The organism is Streptomyces sp. RPT161 (genome assembly GCF_027533845.1).
GTDB classification, from domain to species: Bacteria; Actinomycetota; Actinomycetes; order Streptomycetales; family Streptomycetaceae; genus Streptantibioticus_A; species Streptantibioticus_A silvisoli_A.
Genome location: NZ_JAPZVN010000014.1, coordinates 37,985 through 55,034, shown reverse-complemented (window position 1 = coordinate 55,034; position 17,050 = coordinate 37,985). Strand labels below are relative to the sequence as shown.

General features: G+C 70.9%; 13 protein-coding genes and 1 other RNA gene. 2 read left to right on the top strand and 12 right to left on the bottom strand.

The genetic code is table 11. From position 1 onward, the window contains the following. Positions 1–7: 7 nt before the first annotated feature. Positions 8–586: a YqgE/AlgH family protein gene (locus tag O5O46_RS24330; protein WP_391858366.1), complete on the bottom strand. Its 579-nt coding sequence runs from the start codon at positions 584–586 to the stop codon at positions 8–10. A 372-nt stretch (positions 587–958) separates the two neighbouring features. Between O5O46_RS24330 and murA the strand changes: the two genes are divergently transcribed. Continuing rightward, on the top strand, positions 959–2,293 hold the full coding sequence (gene murA, locus O5O46_RS24325; RefSeq protein ID WP_269857686.1) for a UDP-N-acetylglucosamine 1-carboxyvinyltransferase: 1,335 nt from the start codon (positions 959–961) through the stop codon (positions 2,291–2,293). 222 nt (positions 2,294–2,515) lie between these two features. Here murA and O5O46_RS24320 read toward each other — a convergent pair whose 3' ends face one another. The 8 genes from O5O46_RS24320 to ftsE form a co-directional block, all read right to left on the bottom strand. Beyond that, positions 2,516–2,797 carry an HU family DNA-binding protein gene (locus O5O46_RS24320; protein ID WP_255926739.1) on the bottom strand — a complete coding sequence of 94 codons (282 nt, stop codon included), beginning with the start codon at positions 2,795–2,797 and terminating at the stop codon, positions 2,516–2,518. Between the two features lie 301 nt (positions 2,798–3,098). Further along, positions 3,099–4,541: an NAD-dependent malic enzyme gene (locus tag O5O46_RS24315; RefSeq protein ID WP_269857685.1), complete on the bottom strand. Its 1,443-nt coding sequence runs from the start codon at positions 4,539–4,541 to the stop codon at positions 3,099–3,101. 376 nt (positions 4,542–4,917) lie between these two features. Next, the gene (locus O5O46_RS24310) at positions 4,918–7,242 is read right to left on the bottom strand and encodes a HelD family protein (RefSeq protein ID WP_269857786.1); all 2,325 of its coding nucleotides are present in this window, start codon (positions 7,240–7,242) and stop codon (positions 4,918–4,920) included. Between the two features lie 341 nt (positions 7,243–7,583). Then, positions 7,584–7,964: a transfer-messenger RNA gene (ssrA, locus tag O5O46_RS24305) on the bottom strand. Positions 7,965–8,044: 80 nt separating this feature from the next. Then, a complete protein-coding gene (gene smpB / locus O5O46_RS24300) occupies positions 8,045–8,524 on the bottom strand; it encodes an SsrA-binding protein SmpB (protein ID WP_269857684.1) in 480 nt (159 codons plus the stop codon). An 18-nt stretch (positions 8,525–8,542) separates the two neighbouring features. Next, positions 8,543–9,736 carry a S41 family peptidase gene (locus tag O5O46_RS24295; RefSeq protein WP_269857683.1) on the bottom strand — a complete coding sequence of 398 codons (1,194 nt, stop codon included), beginning with the start codon at positions 9,734–9,736 and terminating at the stop codon, positions 8,543–8,545. 91 nt (positions 9,737–9,827) lie between these two features. Beyond that, positions 9,828–10,745, bottom strand: a complete 918-nt coding sequence (gene ftsX, locus O5O46_RS24290; protein WP_269857682.1) for a permease-like cell division protein FtsX — start codon at positions 10,743–10,745, stop codon at positions 9,828–9,830. A 36-nt stretch (positions 10,746–10,781) separates the two neighbouring features. Next, complete coding sequence (gene ftsE / locus O5O46_RS24285; RefSeq protein WP_269857681.1) at positions 10,782–11,471, bottom strand: cell division ATP-binding protein FtsE; 690 nt, start codon at positions 11,469–11,471, stop codon at positions 10,782–10,784. A 313-nt stretch (positions 11,472–11,784) separates the two neighbouring features. On the opposite strand from ftsE, the gene O5O46_RS24280 reads away from it, so the two are divergent. Beyond that, positions 11,785–11,973 (top strand): hypothetical protein, encoded by a 189-nt coding sequence (locus tag O5O46_RS24280; protein ID WP_255926751.1) that lies wholly within the window; start codon positions 11,785–11,787, stop codon positions 11,971–11,973. Between the two features lie 110 nt (positions 11,974–12,083). On the opposite strand, the gene O5O46_RS24275 is transcribed toward O5O46_RS24280, so the two are convergent. From O5O46_RS24275 to O5O46_RS35650, 3 genes are all read right to left on the bottom strand, one after another. Next, positions 12,084–13,094: a hypothetical protein gene (locus tag O5O46_RS24275; RefSeq protein ID WP_269857680.1), complete on the bottom strand. Its 1,011-nt coding sequence runs from the start codon at positions 13,092–13,094 to the stop codon at positions 12,084–12,086. 287 nt (positions 13,095–13,381) lie between these two features. Beyond that, complete coding sequence (gene prfB, locus O5O46_RS24270) at positions 13,382–14,488, bottom strand: peptide chain release factor 2 (protein WP_269857679.1); 1,107 nt, start codon at positions 14,486–14,488, stop codon at positions 13,382–13,384. Between the two features lie 244 nt (positions 14,489–14,732). Further along, positions 14,733–16,892, bottom strand: a complete 2,160-nt coding sequence (locus O5O46_RS35650) for a protein kinase domain-containing protein (RefSeq protein ID WP_443072611.1) — start codon at positions 16,890–16,892, stop codon at positions 14,733–14,735. Between the last annotated feature and the right edge of the window lie 158 nt (positions 16,893–17,050).

The window sequence follows — 17,050 nt, the reverse complement described above, 5'->3', positions numbered from 1 at the left end:
GACCGGCCTAATTGAGCGACGGATCGTCCGGGTAGGTGGCCACCATCGCCAACTCGTTGCGTTGACGGCGCAGCACGGAGCGCCACAACCGCTCGGGGTCGGGCGAGGAGACGTCTCCCGGCTCGGACTCGACCACGTACCACGCGCCCTCCACCAGCTCGTCCTCCAGCTGGCCGGGCCCCCAGCCGGAGTACCCGGCGAAGATCCGCAACGAGCCCAGCTCGGCGGCGAGCAGCTCCGGCGGCGCCTCCAGGTCGACCAGGCCGATCGCGCCGTGCACCCGCCGCCAGCCCAGCGGCTCGCCCTCTCCGTCCTCCCGCGCCTCGCCGGGCACCACCGCCAGGCCGAGCGCCGAGTCCAGCGAGACGGGGCCGCCCTGGAACACCACCTGCGGGACGCCCGCCAGCTGCGCCCACGCCTCCAGCACATCACCGACGCCCACCGGGGTCGGCCGGTTGAGGACGACGCCGAGCGTCCCCTCCTCGTCGTGGTCGAGGAGGAGAACCACCGCCCGGTCGAAGTTCGGGTCCGCCAGGGCCGGGGTCGCCACGAGGAGCCGACCGGTGAGCGAGGACACCTCCGTCATGACCAACATGATCCCGCATCCGGGCCCGGTGTGGGCAGTTCTCACCGGGATCACTCGGCGCAGGAAACCTCCGCGTACCCGCCGCCGGGTGTCGCGGTGCGCCCGGGTGGCCGATTCCGGTTCGTGCTCCCGGCGGTGCGTGACAACGTGGTGAGCAATGTGCTGCACCTCCGTGACAAGGGGGCCGAGCCGTGCACCGGCTTGACGGGGGCGGTCGCTGAGCGCATTACCATTTCTTCCGGTGCCGCGCCCCGACTACCGGTCGGGAGTTGCTGCGTGTAGGGCGCGGACCGACGTACGTACGGACCCCGTGCGGACGTCAGGCGTATCGCCTCTCCCCCGTCCTGCCACGTCTCCAGGAACGCGAGCCCCATGACCGACGACATCCTGCTTGTCCACGGCGGCACCCCGCTTGAGGGCGAGATCCGTGTGCGCGGTGCGAAGAACCTCGTACCCAAGGCCATGGTGGCCGCCCTGCTCGGCAGTGGGCCGAGCCGCCTGCGCAATGTTCCGGACATTCGAGACGTAAGGGTGGTGCGCGGGCTGCTGCAGCTGCACGGCGTCACCGTCGGCCCCGGCGAGGGGCCGGGTGAGCTGGTGCTCGACCCCTCGCACGTGGAGAGCGCGAACGTCGCGGACATCGACGCGCACGCGGGCTCCTCGCGCATCCCGATCCTGTTCTGCGGGCCGCTGCTGCACCGCCTGGGCCACGCCTTCATCCCGGGCTTGGGCGGCTGCGACATCGGCGGGCGGCCGATCGACTTCCACTTCGAGGTGCTGCGGCAGTTCGGCGCGACCATCGACAAGCGGCCCGAGGGCCTGTACCTGGAGGCGCCGCACCGCCTGCGCGGCACCAGGATCCAGCTGCCGTACCCGTCGGTCGGCGCGACCGAGCAGGTGCTGCTGACGGCCGTCCTCGCGGAGGGCGTGACCGAGCTGTCGAACGCGGCCGTGGAGCCGGAGATCGAGGACCTGATCTGCGTACTGCAGAAGATGGGCGCGATCATCTCCATGGACACCGACCGGACGATCCGGATCACCGGTGTGGACACGCTCGGCGGCTACAACCACCGGGCGCTGCCGGACCGCCTGGAGTCGGCGTCCTGGGCCAGCGCGGCGCTGGCGACCAAGGGCGACGTGTACGTACGCGGCGCCAGCCAGCGCGAGATGATGACGTTCCTCAACGTCTACCGCAAGGTCGGCGGCGCGTTCGAGATCGACGACGAGGGCATCCGGTTCTGGCACCCCGGCGGCGCGCTGAACGCCATCGCGCTGGAGACGGACGTGCACCCCGGTTTCCAGACCGACTGGCAGCAGCCGCTGGTGGTGGCGCTGACGCAGGCGTCGGGGCTGTCGATCGTGCACGAGACGGTGTACGAGTCGCGCCTCGGTTTCACCTCGGCGCTGAACCAGATGGGCGCGCACATCCAGCTGTACCGGGAGTGCCTGGGCGGTACGCCGTGCCGCTTCGGACAGCGCAACTTCCTGCACTCCGCGGTGGTGTCCGGGCCGACGAAGCTGCAGGGTGCGGATCTGGTCATTCCTGATCTGCGGGGCGGCTTCTCCTACCTCATCGCCGCGCTGGCGGCGGAGGGGACGTCGCGGGTGCACGGCATCGACCTGATCAACCGCGGCTACGAGAACTTCATGGACAAGCTCCGGGCCCTGGGCGCGCACGTCGAACTCCCGACGGCCGTCACGGTCTGACCTGCGCCGCCCCGCGGCGGGCCGCGCCCGCAGGCGGGGCGCCTTCCCCTGTAGACGGCCTGGGGAAGCACCCGCAGTCCTTCGGGGCGCCCCGGGGCTGAGGGCGCCCCCAGAGCCTGGGGCTCGCCGCGGGAGACAACGACTCACCCATGCGTAAGGGCGGCCACCCGGAGGTGGCCGCCCTGGGGGACGGGCTTAGCCCGTCAAGGTAGAGGGCGAGTGTTACTTGCCCTTCGCGGCTTCCTTGAGCTTGGAGCCCGCGGCGACCTTGACGGTGTACCCGGCCGGGATCTCGATGGGGTCGCCGGTCTGCGGGTTGCGCGCGGTGCGAGCGGCACGGTGGGTGCGCTCGAAGGTCAGGAAGCCAGGGATGGTGACCTTCTCGTCGCCCTTGGCGACGACCTCGCCGACGGTCTCGGCGAAAGCGGCCAGCACGGCGTCGGCATCCTTGCGGGTCACCTCGGCGCGGTCAGCCACTGCGGCCACCAGCTCACTGCGGTTCATAATTCGTACTCCCGTGTTTTTCTTGCCATTAAGGCGTGAGTTTGAAGCCGATGCTGCCAAGCCACTCGGACACCAATGGTCCGGGGCTGCCGCAAGAACCTCTCGCCCGGGTACGCATCCTGCCCGTACCTGCGGCGGGAAAGCCAATCCGGCGCCCGCGAGAGTCACACGAAAAGCGCCACCGTGGTGGCTTGGTGACGCTCCGTCCGCTGCTGACAGCGCAGCGCAGGGATTCTCCGGCCGCGGCTGCGGCAACTTTAGGGGCTGCACAGCCGCGACCGGCAGCGACGCGCGGGCTCGCCTACCGGACGTCGTTCGGCATCGAGTGCGGGGCGGCCACACCCTGCGCCTTGGCGGCCTCGCGGACCGCCTCCGCGACGGCGCTGGCCACCTTGTCGTTGAAGACGCTCGGAATGATGTAGTTGGCGTTGATCTGGTCGTCGCCGACGACCTCCGCCAGGGCCCGGGCGGCGGCCAGCATCATCTCGGTGTTCACAGTACGCGACTGCGCGTCCAGCAGGCCGCGGAAGACGCCCGGGAAGACCAGCACGTTGTTGATCTGGTTCGGGAAGTCACTGCGGCCGGTGGCGACCACCGCGGCGGTCTCCCGGGCCACCGCCGGGTCGACCTCGGGGTCGGGGTTGGCCAGGGCGAAGACGATCGCGCCGTCGGCCATGGCGGCCACGTCCGCGCCGTCCAGCACGTTGGGGGCGGAGACGCCGATGAACACGTCGGCGCCGCGCACCGCCTCCCTGAGCGTGCCGGTCACGTTCTCCGGGTTGGTGTTGTCGGCGATCCAGCGCAGCGGCGACTCGGGGTCGGCGTCCACCAGGTCGCTGCGGCCGCTGTGCACCACGCCGTGGATGTCGGCCACGACGGCGTGCTTGACACCCGCCGCGAGCAGCAGCTTGAGGATCGCGGTGCCGGCCGCGCCCGCACCGGACATGACGACGCGTATGTCCTCGATCTTCTTGCCGACCACCCGCAGCGCGTTGGTCAGCGCGGCGAGCACGACGATCGCGGTGCCGTGCTGGTCATCGTGGAAGACCGGGATGTCCAGCGCCTCACGCAGCCGTGCCTCGATCTCGAAGCAGCGGGGAGCGGAGATGTCCTCCAGGTTGATGCCCGCGAAGCCGGGGGCGATGGCCTTGACGATCTCCACGATGGCGTCGGTGTCCTGGGTGTCCAGGCAGATCGGCCAGGCGTCGATGCCCGCGAAGCGCTTGAAGAGGGCCGCCTTGCCCTCCATCACCGGCAGCGCGGCCTTGGGGCCGATGTTGCCCAGGCCGAGCACCGCGGAGCCGTCGGTGACGACCGCGACGCTGTTGCGCTTGATGGTCAACCGGCGTGCGTCGTCAGGGTTGTTGGCGATCGCCATGCAGACCCGGGCGACGCCCGGGGTGTAGACCATCGACAGGTCGTCACGGTTGCGGATGGGGTGCTTGGACGCCATCTCGATCTTGCCGCCGAGGTGCATCAGGAAGGTACGGTCGGAGACCTTGCCGATGGCCAGACCCTCGATGCCGCGCAGCTTGTCGACTATCTGGTCGGCGTGCGCGGTCGAGGTGGCCGCGATGGTCACGTCGATACGGAGTTTCTCGTGTCCGGAGGCGGTGACGTCGAGGCCGGTGACGGACCCGCCGGACGACTCCACCGCGGTGGTGAGCTGACTGACCGCGGTCCCGCTCGCGGGGACCTCCAGACGGACCGTGATCGAGTAAGAGACGCTCGGCGCCGTTGCCATGCCGACTTTCCTCCGCATTTTCCGTGTCGTGTCCATGGGTCGGGCACGCGACACTCGATGGTCGCACCTACTGACGGGTAGGCGGTAACCAGCCCCACATCACGGAAAAGTAATTCCGCTATGCGAGACACCAGCGGGCGGTCAAAGGCCGCCGTACGCCGTCCGGGCCGCCTCCGACGGCCAATTCCCGCAACAGGAATGGCCAACCCGCAACGTTTGTTAGTCTGGTTACGGCACCGGCTCGATCCAAGCCCCCGGGCCCAACCATTGTCGCTACGAGCGACCTCTTGCCGCGAGGCGAGCATGGCGGGTCGGTGTCACAGGCTTGACGCGAAGGGCGCCCCTCGATCGAGGGGCGCCCTTCGCCGTACCGTGCTCAGTCCCGCAGCAGATCGGGCACACCGGCCTCGTCGGGCTGGTCCCGCTCCCCGGCGATCACGGTGAGCTGCTGGGTCGCCCGGGTCAGCGCCACGTACAGCACCCGCAGCCCGGCCGGGGACTCGTCGGCGATCTCGGCGGGCGAGACCACCACCGTGGCGTCGTACTCCAGGCCCTTGGCCTCCAGACTGCCCAGCGGCACCACGCGGTCCCCGAGCCCGGCCAGCCACTGCCGCGCCTCCGCCCGGCGGCCCATCGCCACCACCACACCGACCGTGCCCTCGACCTCGGCCAGCAGCCGCCGAGCCTCGGCCCGTACGGTCTGCCCCAACTCCCCCTCGGCGAGGGCGAATCGCGGCACCACCCCGGTCGAGCGCACCGCGGTGGGCGACTCCATGCCCGGCATCGCCAACCGCAGCACCTTCGCCGCCAGCTCCGCGATCTCCGCCGGGTTGCGGTAGTTGACGGTCAGCGTGAAGCGGCGGCGGACCCGGGCACCCAGCGCCTCGTCACGGGCGCGCGCCGCCTCGTCCGGGTCGCTCCACGAGCTCTGCGCCGGGTCGCCGACCACGGTCCAGGTGGCGCTGGTGCCCCGGCGGGCGACCATCCGCCACTGCATCGGCGTCAGGTCCTGCGCCTCGTCCACGATGACGTGCGCGTACTCGGTGCGCTCCTGCTCCAGCCGCTCGGCACGGGTGCGGCGGGCGGCGTAGGTGCGGTCGGCGTAGGTGGTCACCTCGTCCAGACCGGTCAGCTCGTCCAGCGGGTCCACCTCGCGCGGCCTGACCGGGCGCGGCGCGGCGCCCAGCAGCACCCGCAGTTCGTCCAGCAGCGCCACGTCGTGCACGCTCAGCGGCCCGTGGCCCCGCTCGTCCACACGGGCCAGCGAGCGGGCCAGCTGCCGGACCTCACGCGGGTTCAGCGTGCGGCGCGCCCACCGGCCCAGCCGCTTCTCGTCGGCCATGACCGCCAGCACCCGGCGCGGGGTGAGCACCGGCCACCAGGCTTCGAGGAACACGAGGAAGTCGTCCTCGGTCGCCACGTCCTCGTCGAACCCCTCGCGGGCCTCGGCGATCAGCTCCGGGTCCGCCAGATGCGTGCCGCGCCCGGACTTCGCCCACAGCGCGTCCAGCAACAGCCGGCGGGCGCGCGGTCGCATCAGGTTCAGCGGCGCGGTACCGGCGAGTACGCTGCGGCGGATGTCGGCCAGCTCCCGCTCGTCCAGCTCCAGCCTGCGGCCGAACGCCACCACCCGCAGCGAGGTGGGCGCCGCGCCGCCGAGGTCCAGCGCGCCCCTGGCGGCCTTGCGCAGCACCGGGAGCATGCGGGACGAACCCTTGATCCGGGCCACCGCCGGGCTGTCGTAGGTGGTCGCCTCGGCGCCCTCGACCAGCGAGCCGACCGCGCGGATCGCGACCTGGCCCTCCTCGCCGAGCGAGGGCAGCACGCCCTCGGTGTACGAGACCAGCAGCGGTGTCGGGCTGACCACCAGGATGCCGCCGGAGTACCGGCGCCGGTCCTGGTAGAGCAGGTAGGCGGCCCGGTGCAGCGCCACCGCGGTCTTGCCGGTACCGGGACCGCCGGTGACCTCGGTGACGCCCGGGGCGGGCGCGCGGATCACCATGTCCTGCTCGGCCTGGATGCTCGCCACGATGTCGCGCATCGTGTGGCTGCGGGCCCGGCCGAGGGAGGCCATCAGCGCGCCGTCGCCGACGATGGCCAGTTCCTCGCCCGCCAGCGTGGTGGCCAGCTCCGGGCGCATCAGGTCGTCCTCGACGCCGAGCACCCGGCGGCCCTTGCTGCGGATCACCCGGCGGCGCACCACCCGGCCGGGGTCCTTGGGGGTGGAGCGGTAGAACGGCGCGGCGGCGGGCGCCCGCCAGTCGATGACCAGCGGCGAGTAGTCGGCGTCTAGCACCCCTATCCGGCCGATGTGCAGGGTCTCCGCGATGTCGGCGGTGTTGTCCGGGCGCACCGCGTCCTCGGCGACCTCGGTCGCGGTGAACGCGCCGTCCGGGCCGCGCCTGCCGTCCCTGCCGCGCAGCAGGTCGATGCGGCCGAAGAGGAAGTCCTCGAACTCGGAGTTGAGCCGGTTGAGGTGCATCCCCGCCTGGAACACCTGCGCGTCGCGTTCGGCCAGCGCGCCCGGGGTACCGACCTGGCCGCGCTTCTCCGCGTCGTCCACCAGGAACTCCGCCTCGTGGATCTTCTCTTCCAGGCGGCGGTAGACGCGGTCGAGATGGCGCTGCTCAGCCGCCAGCTCGCGGTCGACGACCGCGAGCCCGGCCGCCTCCTGCGCGATGTGGCCCGCGTCCTCGGCCACGTCCTGCGCGTCCTGCGCGCTCACGCACGGACCCCCTTCTTGCCTTGCTTCCTTCACACTCCGTGCGGGAGTGGTGTCACTCCGCGGGAGCCCACTCCTTGAGGAGCAGCCTGTCACCGTATATGAGTACGGGCGTTTTCTCACGGGTGAACCGTTCTGGGTGTCCGTCCAAGGGGCCACCGAAAAGGGGGCGGTAACCCCGGCAGCGGCCAGCGCTACTCGGCCGGTGAGCCCGCAAGGGGGTGCGGGTGGCAAAGCCCGCGCCACGCGCGGCGAAGCCGCGCAAAAGCAACGAGGGCGAAGCGGTTCGCGCTTTCCGCGAACACACTTCGCCCTCGCTCAAGTGGAGATGGCGGGAATCGAACCCGCGTCCTACGGTGCAGAACCAGGGCTTCTCCGAGCGCAGTCTGCTGTGCTTTTCTCGGCCCCGGCAGTCACGCAGACAAGCTGCCGACGGGCCCAGCCACTGTTTGCTTTCCCACTAGGCCCCGTGGCCGGGCCCAGTGGTTGAGTTCCCTAGCTGATGCCAGGATCCGGGTCGGGAACAGCCCCGGGCTGACACTTCGCAAAGTCGCTGTCTGTTAGATCAGGCAGCGAGGGCGAAGGAATCGCGCTTGGTGTTGGCGATTATTTTTTTGCGGTAGATGGTTTACGAGATCATTACCGCGTTCCTCGGCTCGCTTCCCCTGCCTCAACAACCGCAGTCGAAACCGATCATCCCCATGTTCACTTCTCAATGAGCTGGCGCCATCATACTGGATCAACGGATGCCGGTGCCAGCCTATTCCGGCCCGGACCCGGCTCAGTGCCGCTGGCGGCGGCGGGCCGCCGAGATCGCCCGCTCCGCCTCGCGCCGGTCCTGCTTCTCGCGCAGCGTCTGCCGCTTGTCGTAGTCCTTCTTGCCCTTGGCGAGCGCGATCTCGACCTTGGCCCGGCCGTCCTTGAAGTACAGCTGCAACGGGACAAGCGTGTGACCCGTCTCCTGGGTCTTGCCGACCAGCTTGTCGATCTCCGCCCGGTGCAGCAGCAGCTTGCGCTTGCGACGCGCGGAGTGGTTCGTCCACGTCCCCTGGCTGTACTCGGGGATGTGCACGTTGTGCAGCCACGCCTCGCCACCGTCGAGCTGTGCGAAGCCGTCCACCAGTGAAGCCCGCCCCTGGCGCAGCGACTTGACCTCGGTGCCGGTCAGCACCAGGCCCGCCTCGTAGGTGTCCAGGATGTGGTAGTCGTGCCGCGCCTTCTTGTTCTGCGCGATCAGCTTGCGACCCGTCTCTTTAGCCATAGCCAGGTCATTCTCCCACTACGACCGGGCCCCGAGGCCACTGAATACCGTCCTCGCCTCGGTCTGGGCGCTCTGCCGACCGCGGACGGTCAGATCGGGGGTGATGCCCTGCCCGTCGACCGCGCGTCCGGTCGGAGTGCGGTAGTGGCCGACGGTCAGTTCGGCCACCGAGCCGTCCGGCAGCGTGCTGGGCATCTGCACCGACCCCTTGCCGAAGGTGCGGCAGCCGACCACCACCGCCCGCCCGCGGTCCTGCAGCGCGCCGGTGAGCAGCTCCGCGGCGCTCATCGTGCCGCCGTCGACCAGGACGACCAGCGGCGTCGCGGTGTCACCGGAACCGCTGGCGTACAGCGAGTGCTGCTCGCCGTGCACGTCGTAGGTGGCCACCAGGCCCCCGTCGAGGAAGGCGGAGGCCACGTCGACCGCCTCGGTGACCAAGCCGCCGGAGTTGCCGCGCAGGTCCAGCAGGACGCCCTGGTGGTGGTCGCCGTGCGCGAGGGCGGCGCGCACCTGGTCGGCGACGCCGTGCACGAAGGAGTCGATGCCGATCTCGGTGACACCGGCCCAGGGTTGGGTCACGGTCACCGGTTCGGTGGTCAGCTCCGCGCGGCGCACGGTGACCGTCCAGTCGTCTCCGTCCCGGTCAAGGCCCAGCCGGACCTCGCTGCCGGGGCGCGGGGCGGGCGCGTCGTCCGGGTCGGCGGGGTCGACGCCGCGCAGCCGGGCCACCACGTCGGTCACCGCGCCGCCGGTCACCCCCCGGCCGTCGATGGTGCGCAGCCAGTCGCCGACGCGCAGCCCCGCGCGCTCCGCCGGGCTGGCGGACTGGACACGGGAGACCGCTATGCGGCCGTCGGTGTCACGCCGCACCCACAGTCCTACGCCCACGTACCGGCCGTCCAACTCCTGCTGGAAGCCCTCGTACTCCTGCGCGGTGTAGAACGACGACCAGCGGTCGCCGCTGCGGCTGACGAGTTCGGCGGCGGCCCGCGGGCCGACCTTGCCGTCGTCGATGGCCCGCGCGATGTCGGTGGTGCCCAACTGGGCGGTGGCCGCCCGGACAGGTGCGGTGTGCCGCGGTATCGGATTCGCTTCGGGCTGGCTGAAGGCTCCGGTGGCCGCGCCGGTCGCCAGCACCGCACCGAAGACAAGCGTCAGGGTCGCCCCGCGGCGGATCCGCTGGGGCCTCACGAACATCGTGGGGCCGGACATGGTCGGGAGTGTAGGGCAGGGCTGTACGCCCCGGCATGGAGAACACCGGGGCGTACGGAAGCCCGGCTGGTGGGCGGCCCGTACATGCCTGTCACACCTTCAGGTACTTGCGTAGCGTGAAGAAAGCCGCAAGGGAGGGCATCAGCACGCCGACCACCAACACCAACGGCAGCACCCTGATGACGTCGCCCCAGCCCAGGAACTGGATCAGCTGGATCTTGGACTGGAGCTTCAGCCCGCCGTCGATCAGGAAGTACCGCCCGGCCAGCAGCATTCCGCAGGCGAGGCCGCCGCCGATCAGCCCGGCCAGCGCCGCCTCCATGATGAACGGCATCTGGATGTAGAAGCTGGACGCGCCGACCAGCCGCATGATGCCGGTCTCCCGGCGGCGGCTGAACGCCGAGACGCGCACCGTGTTGACGATCAGCAGCATGGCGACGGTGAGCATGAACGCCAGTACCGCCAGGGCGACATACGTCATGCCGTTGAGCAGGCCGAACAGGTTGTCCAGCAACTTCCTTTGATCCTGCACCGATTGGACGCCGGGGCGGCCGTCGAAGGCGCTGGAGATCACGTTGTACTGCTGCGGGTCCTTGAGCTTGACCCGGAACGACCACTGCATCTGGTCCGGCGTCAGCAGGTCGATGCCCGCCTGTCCGGCGAACTGCTGCTTGTAGTGCTGGTACGCCTCCTGCGGCGACTCCGTGTAGATCTTGTCGACCACCGGCAACTTGCTCAGGTCGGACTTGATCTGGGCCATCTGCTCCGGAGTGACCGCGCCCTTCGAGCAGTTGGCGGTGTCCGTTCCATCGGTCTTGTTGCACAGGAAGATCGACACCTGGACCTTGTCGTACCAGTAGCCCTTCATGTGGCTCACCTGCTCGCGGGCGAGCCAGGAGCCTCCCGCCAGGGCGAGGGAGAGGGCGACGGAGACGATCACCGCGAATGTCATGGTGAGGTTGCGCCGGAGACCGACGCCGATCTCCGACAGGACGAACTGGGCGCGCATGGTGACCTTTCTGGTGGCTGCGGCTGCGGAACGGGGCTAGTGCTGGTAGCCGTAGACACCGCGCGACTGGTCGCGGACCAGTCGCCCCTTCTCCAACTCGATGACGCGCTTGCGCATCTGGTCGACGATCTGCTGGTCGTGGGTGGCCATCACGACCGTGGTGCCCGTCCGGTTGATCCGGTCCAGCAGCTTCATGATGCCCACCGAGGTCTGCGGGTCGAGGTTGCCGGTCGGCTCGTCGGCGATCAGCAGCAGCGGCCGGTTGACGAACGCCCGGGCGATCGCCACCCGCTGCTGCTCACCGCCGGACAGCTCGCCCGGCATCCGGTCGTCCTTGCCCGCCAGGCCGACCAGGTCGAGCACCTCGGGGACGGTCTTGCGGATGGTGCCGCGCGGCTTGCCGATGACCTCCAGCGCGAACGCCACGTTCTGCGCCACGGTCTTGTTGGGCAGCAACCGGAAGTCCTGGAAGATCGTGCCCACTTGGCGCCGCAGATGCGGCAGCTTCCAGTTGGACAACCGGCCCAGGTCCTTGCCGAGTACGTGGACGGCGCCGGTGTCGGTGCGCTCCTCGCGGAGCATCAACCGCAGGAAGGTGGACTTCCCGGAGCCGGAGGAACCCACCAGGAAGACGAACTCGCCCTTCTCGATCTCCAGCGACACATCGCGGAGGGCCGGGCGGTTCTGCTTCGGGTAGGTCTTGCTGACATTGTCGAATCGGATCACAGCTGCACCAGGGTCGGCCTAGGGGGACGGACAGCCGGTAGCGCGGCTCTCCCGGTGCGCCGACCTTACGCGAAGCGCGCGCGACCGCGCAGGCGCCGTCGGTGGTTTGGGGGCTTCCTCACCAGCGATACACGGACAAAGCGTGCATCGGACGCACCCGCTGGAGTGCACGGTGGTACGGGGCGCGCCGAATCGTGCGGGAACTGGCACAGTGGAGGAATAGCAGTGCACGAGGCGCCGGAGAACAACCGGGACCACCACCCGGGAACCCGTCGACGCCCGATGGCGTTGAAAAGGGTGAGGAGGACATCGCATGACATGCGACCGACTGGTGTGCGCCAACTGCGCTGGACCGGTCTCTGAGGGGCGCTGCGCCGTCTGCCGGGCCAACCGGGAGCGGCTGCACCAGGAGAGCCCGTTCGGCGCGCTGACCCCGGCCACGCTGATGGCGCTGCTCATCGCGCTGATCGCGGTGGCGCTGGTGATACGCCAGGCCGCGTAACGGGCGGTACGCCACACGCTGGAGTAACGAGGGGCCTGGGGCTACGGAATCCGTACGCCCCAGGCCCCTCACGTGTGCGTGGTCACCCCCGCACATTCGCCTGGGTGGCGTCAGGCCGCGTTGCGGCGGTTGACCATGCGCGGCATCAGCCGGAAGGCGATACCACCGGCGATCATCGTGGCGGCGCCGACCAGCAGGAACGTCGTGTCGGACGAACCGGTCTCGGCGAGCTGCTGCTTCGCCTTGCCCTGAGCGACCTGCTGGGTGTTGTTGTTGTCGGTGCCGGTGTTGTTGTTGCCACCGCAGTTCACGCTGTCCTGGGACAGCGTGCAGGTGCCACCGTTGTCACCGGAGCCGGTGGTGCCCGTCGACCCGGTCGAACCCGTAGAGCCGGTGCTTCCGGTCGAACCGGTGCTTCCGGTGGTACCGGTCGAGCCGGTGGTGCCCGTGGAGCCGGTGGAGCCCGTGGTACCAGTGGAGCCCGTGGTACCGGTCGAGCCGGTGGTGCCGGTGGAGCCGGTGGAGCCGGTTGTGCCGGTGGAGCCCGTGGTACCGGTCGAACCGGTAGTCCCCGTGGAACCGGTCGTACCAGTGGAACCGGTCGTACCCGTGGAACCAGTGGTGCCGGTGGAACCAGTGGTGCCGGTGGTGCCGGTCGAGCCAGTGGTCCCCGTGGAGCCGGTGGTCCCGGACGTGTCGCCGCCCGTGGAGGACGTGCTGCCGGTGTCGCCCGTGGAACCAGTGGTGCCCGACGAGTCACCGCCCGTCGTGGTGGTACCGGAGTTGTCACCGCCGGTGGTCACGCCGACCACCGAACCGCCGCCGGTGGTCACGCCCACCACGCTGCCGCTGTCGCCCCCGTTGGACGAGTCGCCGCCGTTGGACGAGGAGTCGCCGCCGTTGGAGGAGTCACCGCCCGTGACACCGAGGACCGTGTTGCCGCCGGTGACACCGAGCACGGTGCCGTCCTGGGCCGACTTCGCGGTCTGCGGGACCGCGCTGTCGTTGGCGCCCGGGCTCATGGCCTGGGCGGTACCCACGGCAGTCAGCGAGGCACCGGCCGCGAACACCGCGCCAGCGGCTATGCGCGCCAGGCGCACGCGAGTTTTACGATTGGTCATCTGCCAACTACCCCCAGTAGCTGCCTATCTCCGGAACCGGAGAATGCGAAGAATGTGGAGCAGCTATGCCCAGGGCCGCGATTCCCCGGGGGCCGCGCACCGCAGTACCACTGCTTGCCCGCCCCCGCCCGCTGGTACCCCGTCATACGCATGCCGCGCGCCAGCTTTCCCACATTTCACAGCAGCGTCAAGCGCATACCAAGCATGTATGACCCAATTGACGTTGTTTTGCCGGGCAGTTAGGTATAAGGCTGTGATAAAAAGCGCCAACCACCCGGCGCCGGGGGCTACTTCTCCTGCTGCTTGCGCCAGCGGATGCCGGCCTCCAGGAAGCCGTCGATCTCACCGTCCAGCACCGACTGCGGGTTGCCCACCTCGTGCTCGGTGCGCAGGTCCTTGACCATCTGGTACGGGTGCAGGACGTACGAACGCATCTGGTTGCCCCACGAGTTGCCGCCGTCGCCCTTGAGCGCGTCCATCTTCGCCTGCTCCTCCTGGCGGCGCCGCTCCAGCAGCTTGGCCTGGAGGACGTTCATCGCCGAGGCGCGGTTCTGGATCTGCGAGCGCTCGTTCTGGCAGGAGACCACGATGCCGGTGGGCAGGTGGGTGATGCGCACCGCGGAGTCGGTGGTGTTGACGCCCTGGCCGCCGGGGCCGGAGGAGCGGTAGACGTCGACGCGCAGCTCGGACTCGTCGATCTCCACGTGGTCGCTCTGCTCGACCACCGGGAGCACCTCGACGCCCGCGAAGGAGGTCTGGCGGCGGCCCTGGTTGTCGAACGGCGAGATGCGCACCAGCCGGTGCGTACCCTGCTCCACCGACAGCGTGCCGTAGGCGTACGGGCTCTTGACGGCGAACGTGGTCGACTTGATGCCCGCCTCTTCGGCGTACGAGGTGTCCAGCACCTCGGTGGAGTAGCCGTGCCGCTCGGCCCAGCGCAGATACATCCGCTGGAGCTGCTCGGCGAAGTCGGCGGCGTCGACACCGCCCGCCTCGGCGCGGATGTTCACCAGCGCCTCACGGGCGTCGTACTCGCCGGACAGCAGCGTGCGGACCTCCATCTCGTCCACCGCCTGGCGAACCGAGGTCAGCTCGGCCTCGGCCTCGGCGCGGGCGTCCGCGTCGTCCTCCGCCTCGGCGAGTTCGAAGAGCACGGCGAGGTCGTCGATCCGCCCGCGCAGCGCTTCGGTCTTGCGCAGCACGCCCTGGAGGTAGGAGAGCCGACTGGTGACCTTCTGCGCGTTGTCGGGGTCGTCCCAGAGCGACGGCGCCGCGGCCTGGTCCTCAAGCACGGCGATGTCGGCCCTCAGCTTGTCGAGGTCCAGAACGGCCTCGATGGACTCCATGGTGGAGGAGAGGGACTTCAACTCTTCGGATACGTCGACGATTGCCACGCCACCAGCGTACCGGTGCGCCGCGCGGTCCATGCCTCTGGTGCGATGAGCCCGGTACGGACCGTACGGCGCGGCCCGCGGGGACTCCCTGCGGGAGGGCGTTCCCAGGGCCGGTGAGGATCTTCGGCGGGGCCGTCAGCGGAAGGCGCGGCCCCGGTTGAAGCGGTGCCCATCCCACGGGCGGGGGCGGAAGGTCACGCGCGAGGGCGCGGAGGGAAGGATCTTGGGACGGCCGCCTCGGGGGCTACTGCTGTGCGGAGCCGACCGCGCGGGAGAGGGTGCCGCCGTTGGTGCGGACCCAGGCCTCCAGACCGCGGCCGCTGGCCGCCACGGCCGCGCCGGAGCCGCCGGCGCCGGGGTCCTGGGCCACGTCGGCCACCGTCCAGTCGGCGCCGTCCTGCGGGCTGACGGCCTGGGCCAGGCCGCCGCCGGAGGGGGCCAGCACGTACTCGCGGCCCCCGGCGTAGACCGGCTCGGGGCGGCCGGTGGCGTCCAGCCCGCCGACGACCTGGAGCGGCCGCCAGGCCCCGTGGGCGTACGGGAGGCGCAGCACGGCGCCGTCGGACTGCCGCACGACGAAGGCGTCCAGGGTGCCGGGGGCGCGGGAGACCAGGCCGGGGGCGGCGGTGATGCGGCCCGCCGTGGGCACCACCGCCCAGGCGTTCCAGCGGTCGCCGACCAGGGAGGCGGTGACCAGGTCGCCGCCGGTGCGGCCGACCAGGTCGATACGGCCGGGCTCGGAGGAGGCGGCGGCGGGAGCGGCGTCGAAGGTGGTGCGCTCGTCGACCATGTACCACTGGTTCCACACCCCGCCCGCCAGCGTCCTGCGGTACAGCAGGTGGTCGGTGCCGAGCGCGAACAGGTCGAGCTGGCCGGGGCGGGCGGTCACGACTGCGGGGTCGTCGGCGGTGTGTATGCCGCTGAGCCGCTGCCAGGCGCCGTACTGGCCGGTGGCCGCGTCCCGGGTGAGGTACCAGACGTTCTGGTCGGTGCCGCGGGCGAAGACGTACGTGATGCCGGAGAGCACGATCGCCCGCGGCCCGCCGACCAGTGGCACACCGGACCGGGGTGCGTCCTGGAAACCGGACCAGTGCGGCAGCGCGGCGGGCGCACCGGTGTGGCCCTGCGGGGAGGCGGCGCCCGCGGTGGGGGCGGTCGGGGTGCCGCTGTGCGGGGTGTCACCGGGATGGTGGTCCTCGCGCGAGTTGGACTTGTCGCCGCCGCCGGAGGCGACCGCCCAGCCGCCGATGCCCGCCGCGACCACGGCCGCCGTCGCGGCGGCGGCCAGCTTCAGCCGCCGCCTGCGCACCGCGTCGGACACCGCCCGGTGCCGGTGCGGCCCGCGGTGGCCGCCGGAGTCGCGGTAGGCGGCCAGCTCGTCGGCGGTGGGCAGCTTGATGCTGGTGTGGGTGTCCCGACTGGAGTCCGGGGCGGCTCCCCTGACCAGCGGTACCGCGCCGCGGCGGGCGCGCGGGGCGGCGGCCCGCGGCTCGGGCCCGGCGCCCTCCTGCCGGTCCGTACGGGCCGTCTCGTCGGTGTCGGCGGCCCCGGCCGGTGCCGTCACCTCCAGCGGCGGCAGCCCGGCCAGTTCGGGCAGCAGGGCGCGCAGCCGCTCCCCGAGCTCGCCCGCGGTCAGCCGGGAGGCCGGCGCCTTGGCCAGGCACTGCGCCAGGACCTGCCACAGCGCCTCGGGGGCACCGGGGATCGGGCTGACGGTCTCGGTGACATGGCGGCGCAGTACGGCGCCGGGGTGGCCACCGCCGAAGGGGGTGAACCCGGCGAGGAGTTCGTAGAGCACGGTGGCCAGCGCGTAGATGTCGACGCTGGCGCGCGGCGGCAGGCCCTCGATGATCTCCGGGGCGAGGTAGTCGGGGGTGCCGATGATGCGGGTGGCCCGGGTGCGGCGCGGGGAGTCCACCAGGCGGGCGATGCCGAAGTCGGTGAGCAGCGCGGGCGGGGCGCCGCCGGGGCCGGTCGGCGCGGCGGCGTCCAGCAGCACGTTCTCCGGCTTGACGTCGCGGTGGACGACGCCCGCGGCGTGGGCGGCGGCCAGGGCGTCGGCGACGTCCGCGGCGATGGCGACCGCGGCCTCGGGCGCCAGGCGGCGCTCGCGCTCCAGCCGGGAGCGCAGGTCGGAGCCGCGCACCAGGTCCATCACCAGCGCCAGGTCCGAGCCGTCGACCACCAGGTCGCGGATGCCGACGATGCGCGGGTGGTCGAGGGAGAGCAGTGCGGTGCGCTCCTGGACGAACCGGCCGACCAGGTCCTGGTCGGAGGCGAGGTCCTCGCGCAACAGCTTGATGGCGACCGGACCTTCGGGCCCCTCACCCAGCCATACCGTTCCGGCGGAACCCCGCCCGAGCACCTGCTGGGCGGTGTACCGGCTGCCGATCTTCCGTGCCAAGGCTGCTCCGACTCATCCGACGTCACCTGTCGCCGTCCGACGGCCCGTTGGGCGGCCCCGGCGACACGCGTTGCCGACAAAGCTACGCGGCTGACGGCGCGTTGGGGGCATCGGATGGTGGCGAGTGCGGCTTCTGCGGGGGAAATCACCCTCAGGAA